Genomic DNA, 13,819 nt, shown 5'->3' with positions numbered 1-13,819 from the left:
GATGTCCACCACCGATACCGACACCGCGGCCGGCAAGGAGGCCGGAACGCCGCCCGAGGGTGGCGCGACCGCCGAGGAGCGCGAGCTCGGCGCCGCGGGGTCGCAGCTGTCCACCGCCCCGGCCGAGGAGATCAACGTCCCCTCGCTGGGGCCGCTCGGCTGGGCCCGGTGGTTCTGGCGGCAGCTGACCTCGATGCGGGTGGCGCTGCTGCTGCTCCTGCTGCTCACCCTCGCCACGATCCCCGGCTCGCTGGTCCCGCAGACCAGCATCGACCAGCTCAAGGTGCAGGACTTCCAGGAGCGGCACCCGACGCTCACCCCGATCTACGAGAAGCTGCAGCTGTTCCACGTCTACAGCTCGGTGTGGTTCTCGGCGATCTACCTCCTGCTGTTCATCTCGCTCATCGGCTGCATCGTGCCGCGCACCTGGCAGTTCATCGGCCAGCTGCGCGGCCGCCCGCCGGCCGCGCCCCGCCGGCTGACCCGGCTTCCCGCGTACACCACCTGGCGCAGTGAGGCCGAGCCGGAGCAGGTGCTGGCGGCCGCCCGGAAGATCATGAAGGGGCGCCGCTTCCGCCTCGAGGCCTCGGGTGACGCGGTGGCCGCGGAGAAGGGCTATCTGCGCGAGGTGGGCAATCTGCTCTTCCACACCGCGCTGATCGTGCTGCTGGTGTCCTTCGCCGCCGGGCAGCTGTGGAAGACCGAGGGCAGCAGCCTGATCACCGAGGGCGGCGGCTTCTCCAACAGCCTCACCCAGTACGACGACATCAAGACGGGGCAGCTGTTCAACAGCGACGATCTCGCCCCCTTCGGCTTCCAGCTGAACCGCTTCACCGCGACCTATGAACGCAGCGGTCCGCAGATGCGCACCCCGCGCACCTTCCGCGCCGATGTGAGCTACTGGGACGGCGCGGACGGCGCCAGCCACAAGACCTCCATCAAGGTGAACGAGCCGCTGGAGATCGCGGGCTACAAGGTCTTCCTGCTGAACCACGGCTACTCGCCGGTCGTCACCATCCGGGACGGCAAGGGCGATGTGGTGCACCAGGGCCCGGTGGTCGGGCTGCCGATCGACGGGGCCAACCTCACCGAGAGCATGGTCATCAAGGTCCCGGACTATCGGGACAAGAACGGCAAAAAGGACCAAATCGGCTTCCAGGGGCAGTTCCTGCCGACCTGGGTGCGCAGCAAGGGCATGTTCTCCGTCTTCCCGGCGCTGGACAATCCGACGCTGGTCCTGACCGCCTACCACGGCAGCCTCGGTGTGGACGGCGGTACTCCGCAGAGCGTGTACCAGCTGGACAAGTCGCGGATGAAGCAGTTCCTGGAGCCCGACGGCAAGACCAAGTTCGCCCGGGCGCTCAAGGTCGGCGACACCATGAAGCTGCCGAACGGCGCCGGAACCCTGTCGTTCGACGGCGTCAAGGAATGGGCCAGCTTCCAGATCTCGCACAAGCCGGGTGACCAGGGCGCCCTCATCGGTGCCGTGGCCGCCCTGGTGGGCCTGGCCGCCTCCCTGTTCATCCAGCGCCGCCGGGTGTGGGTGCGCGCGGTGACGGGCGACGACGGCACCACGGTGGTCGAGATGGCGGGGCTCGGCCGCAGTGAGTACGCCAAGCTGCCCGAAGAACTCGCCGATCTGGCCGTCCGTCTCCAGGCGGACGCACCCCCGGCCCCGGAAGCGGAACCCGACCCGGAGCCCGACCGGAACTCCACCGAGGACTCCGGTAAGGACTCCACCGGAGACTCCGGTAAGGACTCCGCCAAGGAATCCACCGAGGACTCCGCCTCGGAATCCGCATCCGACACCGCAGATCCCGCAGATCCTGCCGAAGGAGCGCGCGCGTGAACCTCGCCGCCGAAGTCAACGAGAACCTGGCTCACTACAGCAACGTGCTGATCTACTCGGCGATGGCGGTCTACACCCTCGCCTTCCTGGCGCATATCGCCGAGTGGGTGTTCGGCAGCCGCAGCGCCGTCGGCCGCACCGCCGCCGCGATCACCGCCGACGCCGAGGCCGCCCAACGCGCCAAGGTGACCGTGCGGGTGGGCGGGCAGAGCGGCGGCACCGCCGTCCTGGAGCGGCCGAAGATCGTCACCCGCTCCGCGGCGGGCAGCCGCGACGTCCCGGACGGGCCGGGCGCCGCGGGCGGCACCGAACAGGGCGATGTGTACGGCCGGATCGCGGTGGGCCTGACCGTACTGGCCTTCCTCTTTCATGCCGCGGGCGTCCTCTTCCGCGCGCTGTCGGTGCAGCGGGCGCCGTGGGGCAACATGTACGAGTTCTCCACGACCTTCGCCATGGTCGCGGTGGCCACATACCTGGTGCTGCTGGCGCTGAAGAAGAATGTGCGCTGGATCGGGCTGCCCCTCGTCACCACGGTCCTCCTCGACCTCGGTCTCGCCGTCTCTGTCTTGTACACCGCGAGCGACCAGTTGGTTCCGGCCCTGCACTCGTACTGGCTGTGGATCCACGTCAGCTGCGCGATCGTCTCCGGCGCCTCGCTCTACATCGGGGCCGTCGCCACGCTGCTCTACCTCTTCCGCGACCGCTACGAGGTCCAGCTGGAGAACCCGGAGGGCAAGCAGTTCGGCCGGTTCGCCAAGTCCGTTCTGGAGCGGGTGCCCTCGGCGGCGTCGCTGGACAAGTTCGCGTACCGGATCAACGCCACGATCTTCCCGCTGTGGACCTTCACGATCATCGCGGGCGCGATCTGGGCCGAGGCCGCCTGGGGCCGCTACTGGGGCTGGGACCCCAAGGAGGTCTGGTCCTTCATCACCTGGGTCGCCTACGCCTGCTACCTGCACGCCCGCGCCACCGCCGGCTGGAAGGGCCGCAAGGCCGCCTACCTGGCGCTGATCGCCTTCGGCTGCTACCTGTTCAACTACTACGGCGTCAACATCTTCATCACCGGCAAGCACTCCTACGCCGGGGTCTGACACCGGACAACGCAACGGCCGGTTCCCCTGACCCATGTCGGGGGAACCGGCCGTTGTCGCGCTTCTCGGGCCGCCTGGCCGCTCTTCCGGACGCGGCCGCTCCTCAGGACGCCGCCGGCGGGGTGTCCTCCGGACCTGACCCGGAGCCGGAACCGGAACCGGAACCCGAACCGGAGCCCGGCCCATCGCCCTTGCGGCGCAGCTCCTCCTCGCGGCGGCGGAGGTCGGCCTCCCAGTCCCTCAGGCGCTCCTCGTCGCTCTCACGGTCGCCGGGCGTGTCGGCCGGTCCGTCCCCGTCGTCCTCAGGGCCCTTGTCGTTCAGGGACTTGAGGAACTCGGGGTTGTCGTCCGGCGCGACCCAGCCGCCCCCGCCGCCCGCGCTCCGGGCCCCGGGCCGGCCGGCACCCCCGGGGACGGCGCGCTTGCGGCCCGCGATCAGCCAGGAGATGGAGCCCACGACGGGGAACAGCAGGACGAGGATCGCCCAGATGGGCTTGGGGATATAGCGGATGTCCTGTTCGTCGGTGGTGATGCAGTCGATGAACGCGTAGATGCTCAGTGCCAGCGGCACCAGGATCATCAGCACCCGTAGCATGAGGCGATTCCCCCTGCGTGTGGTGTTCGGGGCGGTGGCTCGGGCCCCCAGTTACGGGACCAGGGTAGTGCGTACCGGATACTGGGACGTATGGCTTATGACGATCTTCGTTCCTTTCTGCGGGCGCTCGACAGGGAAGGCGACCTCAAGAGGGTCAAGGCCGAGGTCGATCCCTATCTCGAGGTCGGGGAGATCGTCGACAGGGTCAACAAGGCGGGCGGCCCCGCGCTGCTCTTCGAGAACGTCAAGGGTTCGGCGATGCCGCTGGCCATGAATGTCTTCGGCACCGACCGCCGCCTCCTGAAGGCCCTGGGACTCCGCTCGTACGACGAGATCAGCGAGAAGATCGGCGGGCTGGTCAAGCCCGAGCTGCCGCAGGGGTTCGTGGGACTGCGCGAGGCGTTCGGGAAGCTGGGCTCGATGGCCCATGTTCCGCCGCGGAAGGTGAAGGAGGCGCCCGTCCAGGAGGTGGTCCTCACCGGCGAGGACGTCGATCTGGACCAGCTTCCGGCGCTGTTCACCTGGCCCGAGGACGGCGGGTCGTTCTTCAACCTCGGCCTGACCCACACCAAGCACCCGGAGACCGGGGTGCGCAACCTCGGCCTCTACCGCCTCCAGCGCCATGACCGCCGCACCATCGGCATGCACTGGCAGATCCACAAGGACAGCCGCAACCACTACCAAGTGGCCGCCCGGCGCGGGGAGAAGCTCCCGGTGGCGATCGCCTTCGGCGCGCCGCCCGCCGTGACCTACGCCGCGACCGCGCCGCTGCCCGGCGACATCGACGAGTACCTCTTCGCGGGGTTCGTCCAGGGCCGGCGGGTCGAGATGGTGGACTGCAAGACGGTGCCGATCCAGGTCCCGGCGGCCGCCGAGGTCGTCATCGAGGGCTGGCTGGAGCCCGGGAAGACGCTGCCGGAGGGCCCGTTCGGCGACCACACGGGCTTCTACACGCCCCAGGAGCCGTTCCCGGCCCTGACCATCGACTGTGTGACGATGCGGCGGCGGCCGCTGCTCCAGTCGATCGTGGTGGGCCGTCCGCCGACCGAGGACGGACCGCTGGGGAGGGCGACCGAGCGGTTCTTCCTCCCGCTGCTCAAGATCATCATCCCGGACATCGTGGACTACCACCTCCCCGAGTCCGGCGGGTTCCACAACTGCGCGATCGTCTCGATCGACAAGAAGTACCCCAAGCACGCGCAGAAGGTGATGCACGCCATCTGGGGCGCCCACATGATGTCGCTCACCAAGCTGATCGTCGTGGTCGACGCCGACTGCGATGTCCACGATCTGCACGAGGTTTCCTGGCGCGCTCTGGGGAACACCGACTACGCCCGCGATCTGACCGTGGTCGAAGGCCCCGTCGACCATCTCGACCACGCCTCGTACCAGCAGTTCTGGGGCGGTAAGGCGGGCATCGACGCCACCGCGAAATGGCCCGAGGAGGGCTATACGCGCGACGGCGGATGGCCGCGCATGGTCATGTCCGATCCGGAGACCGCCGATCGGGTGACGAAGCGATGGAAGGAGTACGGGCTGTGAGCGCCGATTCCGCGACCCCCGATCTCTTCGGCCCCGAACCGGCGCCGCCCGGCCGGGTCCGGGCCTTTCTGCGGCTGGTGATGATCGAGCACTCGGTCTTCGCGCTGCCCTTCGCCTACATCGCCGCGCTGACCGCGATGCATCTGTGGGACGGCACCGTCCACTGGACGCGGCTGCTGCTGATCACGATCGCCATGGTGGGCATGCGCACCTTCGCGATGGCCTGCAACCGGATCATCGACCGCGAGATCGACGCCCGCAATCCGCGCACCGCCGGCCGTGAGCTGGTCACCGGCGCCGTCTCGGTGCGCACCGCGTGGACCGGCGCGCTCATCGCGCTCGCCGTCTTCCTGGGCTCGGCGGCGCTCCTGAACCCGCTCTGCCTGGCGCTGGCGCCGCTCGCGGTGGTGCCGATGGTGGTCTATCCGTACGGCAAGCGGTTCACCGACTATCCGCACGCCATCCTGGGCGTGGCCCAGGCCATCGGGCCGGTCGGCGCCTGGATCGGGGTCACCGGCGAATGGTCGTGGGACGCGGCGATCCTGGGGCTCGCGATCGGCATCTGGATCGGCGGCTTCGACCTGATCTACGCCTGCCAGGACGTGGCGGCCGACCGGGCGCACGGGGTGCGGTCGGTGCCGGCCCGCTTCGGCATCGCGGGCGCCCTCTACGGGGCGCGCGTCTGCCATGTGGTCACCACGGCCCTGCTGGTCTGGTACGCGCTGGCCACGGACGCCGGGGCGTTCTTCTGGGTCGGGCTGGCGATCGTCGCGGCGGCGTTCGCGTACGAGCACACCATCGTGCGGCCGGGCGATCTGTCCCGGCTGAACCGCGCCTTCTTCACGGTCAACGGCTTCATCGGGATCGCCCTGTTCTGCTGCGCGCTCCTCGACCTCGTGGTGCGGGGCCTCGGCCTGTGAGACCCGCCGGATAGGCTCGGTGACGTGGAGACGCCGCACGAGCCTTACGGGCCACATGAGCCGTACGGGCCGCACGAAGAAGTGGGCGGGCGCCGTCCCTGGGTGGTCGGTGTGTCCGGCGCGTCCGGGACGCCGTACGCCGCCTCGGTGCTGCGCGCGCTGCTGGCGGCGGGGGAGGCGGTCGACCTGGTGGTCAGCCGGGCGTCAAGGCTGACGCTGCTGGACGAGACGGGGATCGGATTCCGGGACGCCCACTGGCGTGACGATCTGCGCCGCTGGCTGGCGCGTGGCGCGGACGGCACACCCGACGCCTTCGAGGTGCCCGCCGAGGTGGCGGACGTGACCCACTGGTCGCCCGGGGACCTGGCGGCCGGGCCGTCCTCCGGCTCGTATCCGGCCAAGGGGATGCTGATCGTCCCGGCGAGCACCGCGTGTGTGGCCGGGGTGGCGCTCGGGCTGTCGAAGGACCTGCTCCAGCGGGCCGCGAGCGTCACGCTCAAGGAACGGCGCAAGCTCGTGGTGGCGGTGCGCGAGACACCGCTGAGCGGACAGACGCTGAAGGCTCTGGTGACGCTGGACGAGGCGGGCGCGGTGGTGCTGCCCGCCTCGCCGGCGTTCTACGCGGGGGCGACGCACATCCAGGATCTGGTGGACTTCGTCGCGGGGCGGGTGCTGGACGCGGCAGGGGTGCCGCACAAGCTGTACCGCCGGTGGGAGGGGGAACTCGGTGGGGACCGGGACCGGGGAACGGCCTAGCGGGTCCAGCGCCGCCTGGTGCGCGCGGCGCGGGCCGCGACGACGGCCGCGCGGCGGGCCGCGCGGGAGACGGGCCGGTCGGTGGTACGGGCTGCACGCGAGCGGCTGGCCAGGTCCCGCAGCTCGAGCATGCGGGCCTCAAGGCCCTCGATCGTGTACACGGTGAGTCTCATCTCCTGAGGGATGGTCGATCGCCTAAAAGATTTACAGGACTTGTGGTCCTGATGCCTTAGATTCTACATGTAATCTCGCTCAATCTCTGAATAATGGAAGGCGCACGTGCTTATGGACGCGGTGGACAGGCAGCTCATCCAGGCCCTGCGGGAGAACGGCCGGGCCTCCTACGCCGAGCTCGGCAGGCTCGTCGGCCTCTCCGGGCCCAGCGTCACGGACCGGATCAACCGCCTGGAGGCCGCCGGGGTGATCACCGGCTATCGCGCGACCGTGGACGCCGCCTCCCTGGGACTGGGCGTCACCGCGCTGATCGGCATCCAGCTCTCGGACGCCACCGACCACGAGGAGGTGGCCCACCGGTTGCGCGAGCTCGCCGAGATCGAGGACTGCTGGTTCATCGCGGGCGACGACTCCTACATGCTCAAGGTGCGCGCATCCGATGTGGACGGCCTGGAGCGGACCATCCGCCGGCTCTCCGGCACCAAGGGCGTATCCCGCACCCGGACCACGATCGTGCTGTCCACGAAGTGGGAAAACCGGGTCGGCGAGCTTCCGGAGGACATCGAGGCGTAGTCTCGGCGAAGGCTGACATCAGCAGACGTATGGGAGGCGACCGGGGTGACGGGGACCACACACGACGTGGGTTTCAAAAGGGAGTTGGAGCAGAAGGTCCGCGCGGGCGAGCGGCTCTCGCGGGAGGACGGCATCGCCCTTTACGAGTCCGACGATCTGGCCTGGCTGGGCGGTCTCGCCCATGAGGTGCGCACCCGTAAGAACGGCGACGTCGTGCACTTCAACGTCAACCGCCACCTCAACATGACGAACGTGTGCACCGCGTCCTGCGCGTACTGCTCCTTCCAGCGCAAGCCCGGCGAGAAGGACGCCTACACGATGCGCATCGAGGAGGCCGTCCGCCTCGCCAAGGCGATGGAGAACGAGAACCTCACCGAGCTGCACATCGTCAACGGCCTGCACCCGACCCTCCCCTGGCGCTACTACCCGCGGTCGCTCAAGGCGCTCAAGGAGGCCCTTCCGCAGGTCTCCCTCAAGGCGTTCACCGCCACCGAGATCCACCACTTCGAGAAGATCTCCTCCATGCCCGCCTCGGAGATCCTCGACGAGCTGATCGATGCCGGGCTGGAGTCGCTCACCGGTGGCGGCGCCGAGATCTTCGACTGGGAGATCCGGCAGCACATCGTCGACCACGAGACCCACTGGGAGGACTGGTCGCGCATCCACCGGCTCGCGCACGAGAAGGGGCTCAAGACGCCCTGCACGATGCTCTACGGGCACATCGAGGAGCCCCGTCACCGGGTGGACCATGTGCTGCGCCTGCGTGAGCTCCAGGACGAGACCGGCGGCTTCCAGGTCTTCATCCCGCTGCGCTACCAGCACGACTTCGTGGACATGAAGGACGGCAAGATCCGCAACCGCCTTCAGGCCCGCACCACCATGGCCACCGGCGCGGAGGCGCTGAAGACCTTCGCGGTCTCGCGGCTGCTCTTCGACAACGTGCCGCACGTCAAGGTCTTCTGGGTGATGCACGGCGTGCAGACCGCACAGCTCGCGCTCAACCACGGCGCGGACGACATGGACGGGTCGGTCGTGGAGTACAAGATCACCCACGACGCCGACGCCTACGGGACGCCCAACAAGCTCACCCGTGACGACCTGCTCGACCTGATCCGGGACGCCGGGTTCCGGCCGGTGGAGCGGAACACCCGCTACGAGGTCATCCGCGAGTTCGAGGGCCCGGACCCGGCCCGCCGCGAGACCCCGCAGCCGATGCGGGTGTGATCCGTACGGCGGGTGTGATCCGTACGGCGGGTGTGACGCGTATCGCGGGCGTACCGCCGGTGTGACCCGTATCGCCCTCCGCTCGGCGGCCGCTGTCTGACGGCCGCCGAGCGGGGCACTCGGGAGCCATGGCCGGTATCAAGAGCCCCGAGGACGCGTACACCGCCGCCCCCTTCGTCCCGGAGGGCGCCGACCTGGGCGCGCTCCGGGAAGCGGCGGCCGGATGCCACGGCTGCCCGCTGCACCGTGACACCACGCAGACCGTCTTCGGCGCCGGGGATCCGGACGCCCGGGTCGTGCTCGTCGGCGAGCAGCCGGGCGACCAGGAGGACCGGCAGGGCAAGCCCTTCGTGGGCCCTGCGGGCAAGGTCCTCGACCGGGCCCTGGACGAGGCCGGGATCGACCCGGACGAGACGTACATCACCAACGCCGTCAAGCACTTCAAGTTCACCCACGTCCCCGAGCGCGGCAAGCGGCGCATCCACAAGCCGCCGAGCCTGCGCGAGCTCTCCGCCTGCGGGCCCTGGCTGGAGGCCGAGCTGGAGCTGATCGAGCCCGAGGTGGTCGTGGCGCTCGGCGCCACGGCGGGCAAGGCACTGCTGGGCTCGTCGTTCCGGGTGACCAAGCAGCGCGGCACGCGGCTGGAGGGCGACCCGTCGGGACCGGCGCGCGGCGCCCTGATCGTCCCCACGATCCATCCCTCCGCGGTGTTGCGGGCCGATGACCGGGAGGCGGTGTACGAGGGGCTGGTGGCCGATCTGAGGGTCGCGGCGGAGGCACTGGGCTGAGCCGGACCGCGGTCGCGTACCAGGCCGGCCGGACCGCGGTCGCGTACGGTCTCGGGGCGCGCGGGGGCGCTGACAGACCCCCTGGGTATCGTCGATCGCATGCCCCTGCGCTGTGAACTCGACCCCGAGACCACCCCCGAGCTGCTCGACTCCGTCTGCGCCCTCTGGGCCGACGTCTCGAACGCGGGCGGCGCCGTCGGCTTCGTACCGCCCGTGGCCAAGGACGACATACGCCCCGAGCTGATCAAGCACCTCGCCGCGATGACGGAGGGCCGGACCCGTCTGCTATTGGGCCGCGACGAGGACGGCGCGGTGGCCGCCACCGCCTTCTTCACCTTCAACACCCACCGGCTGATGCGCCACTGGTGCTGGCTCTACACCGTGATGGTGCACCCCTCCCACCAGGGCAAGGGATACGGCCGCGCCCTTATGGCCGCCGCCGAGGACGCCGCGCGCGATATGGACGGCATCCGGGGCATACGGCTCACCTGCCGCGGCGGCACCGGGGCGGACCTCTTCTACGAGCGGTGCGGCTACAAGGAGGTCGGGCGGGTGCCCGGCGCGATCAAGGTCGCGGACGACGACTTCCGGGACGACGTCACCATGTGGCTGCCGCTGAATTGATCAGAAACCGGCCGTGGTTCACTGGGAGGACAGGTTCTTCCGGCGGTAGCCACCGGAAGACCTCGCAGCAGAACTCCCCACAGGACTCCCAGGAGAGAGAGGACGAGTCGTGTCCTTCACGCCGAGCGCCGCGTTCCGCTACACCCTCATGCGCCTGGGAATCTTCGTCGGCTCGTTCCTGGCCATCTGGGCCCTGGTCTACTTCCGGGTGCTGCCCTCCGGCCTCGGCAGCGCCAATCTCTTCTGGGTGATGCTGCTCGCGCTGGTCGTCTCCGCGCCGCTCAGCTGGGTGATGCTGCGCAAGCAGCGGGATGCCATGGCCGTCGAGGTCGCCGAGAGGGTGGACCGCGCCAAGGAGCGGCTGGCGGCGAACCAGAGCCAGGAGGACGGCGTCTGACCGGCGCTGGGCTGTAACCCTCCTCACACCACCCCGCACACTCCACCGACGCCCCTTGGGCCAGTTTCCGCTGGCGCAAGGGGCGTTGATGTCTTTTCGTCCCTCAGACGCCCTCAGATGCCCTCAGGCACCCCCAGAAGTCAAAGATTTCCTTTGGGTTCCCCAAAGCGGCGGTGTTAACGTACTTGTCATGAAGACAGCAGCCGCGCCCCACATCTCAGCGAGCGTTCCGCTCGTGGCGCGCCTGCACATCGATCTTTGCCGCTGGCTGTCCGCGGCCTGTCGTCGCCGCTGATCCACCTCGCGCACAGCGGCCGGAGATCCCGTACGGACTCCTGGCTTTCTCCCGCTCTCTTACCTCCACCGGAGTGTGTCCGTTGTCGTCCGCCCTCAAGGCGTCCCCCCATGGATCGTCGTCCTTCCGCCTGCCCAAGGTGCCCTTCTGGGCGCAGATCCTGCTGGGCCTCGTCCTCGGTGTGGTGCTCGGCTGGATCGCCCGCAGCGGTGATGTCGGCTGGCTGGTCACCACGCTCGACAAGATCGGCACCATCTTCGTCCAGTTGCTGAAGCTGGCCGTCGCGCCGCTGGTGTTCTTCGCGATCCTGATCTCGATCACCAATCTGCGGAACGTCAACAACGCCGCCCGGCTGGCGACCCGCACCCTGCTGTGGTTCATGGCCACCTCGCTCATCGCCGTCGCCATCGGCCTGGCGATCGGCCTGGTCACCAACCCCGGCGCGGGCACCGACCTGACCCCGAAGGACGGCGCCAAGCCCGACCACGCGGGCTCCTGGCTGGACTTCCTCACCGGTATTGTGCCGACCGACGTCATCACCCCGTTCACCGAGCTGAACGTCCTGCAGATCGTCTTCCTCGCCGCCGTCGCCGGCGTCGCCGCCCTTCAGCTCGGCGAGAAGGCCCAGCCGATCCTCACCCTGAGCCAGTCGGTGCTCGAACTGCTCCAGAAGGCCCTGTGGTGGGTCATCCGCCTCGCCCCGCTGGGCACCCTGGGCCTCATCGGCACCGCCATCGCCGACTACGGCTGGAACCTGATCGGCAAGTACGCGACCTTCACCGCCGACATCTACATCGGCTGCGCGCTGGTGATGTTCGGCGTCTACCCGCTGCTGCTCGCGACCGTCGCCAAGGTCAACCCCCTGAACTTCTTCAAGGGCGCCTGGCCCGCCATCCAGCTCGCCTTCGTCTCCCGCTCCTCGGTCGGCACCATGCCGCTGACCCAGAAGGTCACCGAGCGGCTGGGCGTTCCCAAGGAGTACGCCTCCTTCGCGGTGCCCTTCGGCTCGACGACGAAGATGGACGGCTGCGCCTCGATCTACCCCGCGATCGCCGCGATCTTCATCGCCCAGATCTTCGACGTGAACCTCGGCGTCGGCGACTACCTCTTGATCGCCTTCGTCTCGGTGATCGGCTCCGCCGCCACCGCCGGCCTTACGGGCGCCACGGTCATGCTGACCCTGACCCTCTCCACCCTGGGGCTCCCCCTGGAGGGCGTCGGCCTGCTGATGGCCATCGACCCGGTCCTGGACATGATGAGGACCGCCACCAACGTTGCGGGACAATCGCTGATACCGGTGATCGTCTCCGCCCGCGAGAAGATCCTCGACCACGAGGCGTACGCCCACGCCAGCGCCTCCCCGCTGGACGACCGCGACGAGCCGGAGCCCCAACTGGCCGCCGCGTAACACCTGCCGAGCGACAGGCGGTGCCCCCGGACCTCTCCGCGGTCCGGGGGCACCGCGTGCTGTTCACCCGCCCGCCGTGGCCTCCAGGCCCACGATGGCCACCACCAGCAGCAGCAGGAAGAAGATCCGGGCCGGGGTGACCGGTTCGTGGAAGAGCAGCATGCCCAGCAGCGCGGTGCCGACCGCGCCGATGCCGACCCAGACGCCGTAGGCCGTGCCGATGGGCAGGCTCCTCACCGCCGCGCTCAGCAGCCCCATGCTCACGATCAGACCGGCGACGGTGAACACACTGGGCCACAGCCGGGTGAAGCCGTCGCTCAGCTTCATGCCGATCGACCAGCAGATCTCGAACAGCCCGGCCGTGAGCAGCAGGACCCATGCCATGACGGCACCTCCGTGAAGTCTCTCGATTACGGGGGTGCGTCGTCTTTGCGGGTCCCGGTACGGCGCGTCTCGTCGGGTTCCTCCGGACCGTAGCAAACCTCCCGCGTCAGACGAGCCGGGCGGTGAGCAGGGGGAGGGCGTGGGTGAGTTCGCGCTCCCAGTAGGGCCAGGTGTGGGTGCCGGGGCCGTAGAGGTGGGCGGTGACGGCCAGACCGTGGGTGCGGGCGCGGCGTACATAGCGCTGGGCCATCTCGCCGAGACCGCGCTCCAGGGCGTCCTCGGGGCGCCCCGGTGGGTCGAGGGGGCCGGGGGCGCCGTTGCCGCAGGCGAGGTAGAGCGGGTAGCCGCGGGGGAGCCGGGGGATGAGGGCGTACGGGTTGTGGGCGTCCCAGAGCGCGGACTGGGCGGTGGGGTCTCCCCAGAGGGCCGTCGGGTCGGCGCCTTGGCCCGTAAGGATGTCCGATACGCCGGTGGGATCCAGGGTGGTGTGGATGACGCCGCTGAAGGAGGCCGCCGCGCGGAAGAGGCTGGGGTGGCGGGCGGCGTAGGAGAGGGCGCCGAAGCCGCCCATGGACAGACCGGCGATCGCCCGGCGGCCGTTGGCCCGCAGGGCACGCTCCAGCAGGGGGCGCAACTCGGCCAGGTGGAAGGTCTCCCAGGCGGGCGGGCCGTAGTGGCCGCCGTTCCACCAGTTGGAGTAGAAGCCGGCGGGGCCGCCCTCGGGGGAGACGATCAGGGCCGGGGTGGCGGCGGTGATGGCCTCGACATCGGTGTTGCGGGTCCATGCCTCCCAGCCGGGGCCCGGGTCGCAGCAGCCGTGGAGCAGGTAGAGGACGGGCCAGCGGTGGTGGGGTCTGCGGTCGTATCCGGTGGGGAGGAGGACGCGGGCGTGGCCCTCGCGGCCCAGGGCGGGCGAGTCGATCGTCAGGTCCAGGACGCGCTCGCCGACGCGCTCCGCGGCCACGAGGCGTGCGCGGGCGGACGTCCGGTGTCCGGCAAGGGCTTCCGGGGAACGGGCCTTCGAGGAGCCGGGCTCCGGGGAACGGGCTTCCGCGCGGGCGGGGAGGAGCGGTGCGGCGGCCAGCGCGGTCAGCGCGGCGAGCGTGCGACGGCGGTTCGGCATCGTTCGTTCTCCTTCGCGGCACTGCGTTACGGAGCTGAACGGGGCACGGTGCGTGGTCAGTTGAAACTTTGATGTC

General features: G+C 69.6%; 15 protein-coding genes and 1 riboswitch. Of the genes, 11 read left to right on the top strand and 4 right to left on the bottom strand.

The genetic code is table 11. The features are described from left to right. Position 1 precedes the first annotated feature (1 nt). Both GWI24_RS05370 and ccsB read left to right on the top strand, forming a co-directional pair. Positions 2-1,849 (top strand): cytochrome c biogenesis protein ResB, encoded by a 1,848-nt coding sequence (locus GWI24_RS05370; RefSeq protein WP_210944743.1) that lies wholly within the window; start codon positions 2-4, stop codon positions 1,847-1,849. Then, positions 1,846-2,940: a c-type cytochrome biogenesis protein CcsB gene (gene ccsB / locus GWI24_RS05365; RefSeq protein ID WP_210944742.1), complete on the top strand. Its 1,095-nt coding sequence runs from the start codon at positions 1,846-1,848 to the stop codon at positions 2,938-2,940. Before GWI24_RS05370 ends, ccsB begins: the two co-directional genes overlap by 4 nt. A gap of 103 nt (positions 2,941-3,043) precedes the next feature. On the opposite strand, the gene GWI24_RS05360 is transcribed toward ccsB, so the two are convergent. Beyond that, positions 3,044-3,535 carry a PLD nuclease N-terminal domain-containing protein gene (locus tag GWI24_RS05360; protein ID WP_210944741.1) on the bottom strand — a complete coding sequence of 164 codons (492 nt, stop codon included), beginning with the start codon at positions 3,533-3,535 and terminating at the stop codon, positions 3,044-3,046. A gap of 90 nt (positions 3,536-3,625) precedes the next feature. Here GWI24_RS05360 and GWI24_RS05355 point away from each other — a divergent pair, with 90 nt between their 5' ends. The 3 genes from GWI24_RS05355 (at position 3,626) to GWI24_RS05345 (ending at position 6,753) form a co-directional block, all read left to right on the top strand. After that, on the top strand, positions 3,626-5,077 hold the full coding sequence (locus GWI24_RS05355) for a menaquinone biosynthesis decarboxylase (protein ID WP_210944740.1): 1,452 nt from the start codon (positions 3,626-3,628) through the stop codon (positions 5,075-5,077). After that, positions 5,074-5,997 carry a menaquinone biosynthesis prenyltransferase MqnP gene (gene mqnP, locus GWI24_RS05350; RefSeq protein ID WP_210944739.1) on the top strand — a complete coding sequence of 308 codons (924 nt, stop codon included), beginning with the start codon at positions 5,074-5,076 and terminating at the stop codon, positions 5,995-5,997. The genes GWI24_RS05355 and mqnP overlap by 4 nt, the downstream gene beginning before the upstream one ends. Positions 5,998-6,078: 81 nt before the next feature. Continuing rightward, entirely contained in the window at positions 6,079-6,753 is a 675-nt protein-coding gene (locus GWI24_RS05345) for a UbiX family flavin prenyltransferase (RefSeq protein ID WP_210944774.1), read from the top strand. On the opposite strand, the gene GWI24_RS05340 is transcribed toward GWI24_RS05345, so the two are convergent. Next, positions 6,750-6,926 (bottom strand): hypothetical protein, encoded by a 177-nt coding sequence (locus GWI24_RS05340; protein WP_210944738.1) that lies wholly within the window; start codon positions 6,924-6,926, stop codon positions 6,750-6,752. The two genes, GWI24_RS05345 and GWI24_RS05340, sit on opposite strands and share 4 nt — an antisense overlap. Positions 6,927-7,038: 112 nt before the next feature. Here GWI24_RS05340 and GWI24_RS05335 point away from each other — a divergent pair, with 112 nt between their 5' ends. The 6 genes from GWI24_RS05335 (at position 7,039) to GWI24_RS05310 (ending at position 12,236) form a co-directional block, all read left to right on the top strand. Continuing rightward, the gene (locus GWI24_RS05335; protein WP_020869409.1) at positions 7,039-7,500 is read left to right on the top strand and encodes an Lrp/AsnC family transcriptional regulator; all 462 of its coding nucleotides are present in this window, start codon (positions 7,039-7,041) and stop codon (positions 7,498-7,500) included. A 45-nt stretch (positions 7,501-7,545) separates the two neighbouring features. Continuing rightward, positions 7,546-8,724, top strand: a complete 1,179-nt coding sequence (gene mqnE / locus GWI24_RS05330) for an aminofutalosine synthase MqnE (protein ID WP_210944737.1) — start codon at positions 7,546-7,548, stop codon at positions 8,722-8,724. 128 nt (positions 8,725-8,852) lie between these two features. Further along, positions 8,853-9,512, top strand: a complete 660-nt coding sequence (locus tag GWI24_RS05325; RefSeq protein WP_210944736.1) for a UdgX family uracil-DNA binding protein — start codon at positions 8,853-8,855, stop codon at positions 9,510-9,512. A 99-nt stretch (positions 9,513-9,611) separates the two neighbouring features. Further along, positions 9,612-10,136 carry a GNAT family N-acetyltransferase gene (locus tag GWI24_RS05320; RefSeq protein WP_210944735.1) on the top strand — a complete coding sequence of 175 codons (525 nt, stop codon included), beginning with the start codon at positions 9,612-9,614 and terminating at the stop codon, positions 10,134-10,136. Between the two features lie 109 nt (positions 10,137-10,245). Beyond that, complete coding sequence (locus tag GWI24_RS05315; protein ID WP_308343487.1) at positions 10,246-10,533, top strand: DUF4229 domain-containing protein; 288 nt, start codon at positions 10,246-10,248, stop codon at positions 10,531-10,533. 377 nt (positions 10,534-10,910) lie between these two features. Next, a complete protein-coding gene (locus GWI24_RS05310; protein ID WP_210944734.1) occupies positions 10,911-12,236 on the top strand; it encodes a dicarboxylate/amino acid:cation symporter in 1,326 nt (441 codons plus the stop codon). A gap of 63 nt (positions 12,237-12,299) precedes the next feature. Here the strand turns inward: GWI24_RS05310 and GWI24_RS05305 are convergent, their stop codons facing one another. After that, positions 12,300-12,620, bottom strand: a complete 321-nt coding sequence (locus tag GWI24_RS05305; protein WP_210944733.1) for a multidrug efflux SMR transporter — start codon at positions 12,618-12,620, stop codon at positions 12,300-12,302. Positions 12,621-12,653: 33 nt separating this feature from the next. After that, positions 12,654-12,718, bottom strand: a riboswitch (guanidine-III (ykkC-III) riboswitch). A gap of 8 nt (positions 12,719-12,726) precedes the next feature. Continuing rightward, entirely contained in the window at positions 12,727-13,743 is a 1,017-nt protein-coding gene (locus GWI24_RS05300; RefSeq protein ID WP_210944732.1) for an alpha/beta hydrolase family protein, read from the bottom strand. Positions 13,744-13,819 lie beyond the last annotated feature (76 nt).

It is taken from the genome of Streptomyces sp. MK37H (genome assembly GCF_018035285.1).
Lineage (GTDB): Bacteria > Actinomycetota > Actinomycetes > Streptomycetales > Streptomycetaceae > Streptomyces > Streptomyces endocoffeicus.
The sequence above is the reverse complement of the archived record's forward strand: the minus strand, read 5'-3'. Positions and strand labels throughout refer to the sequence as shown.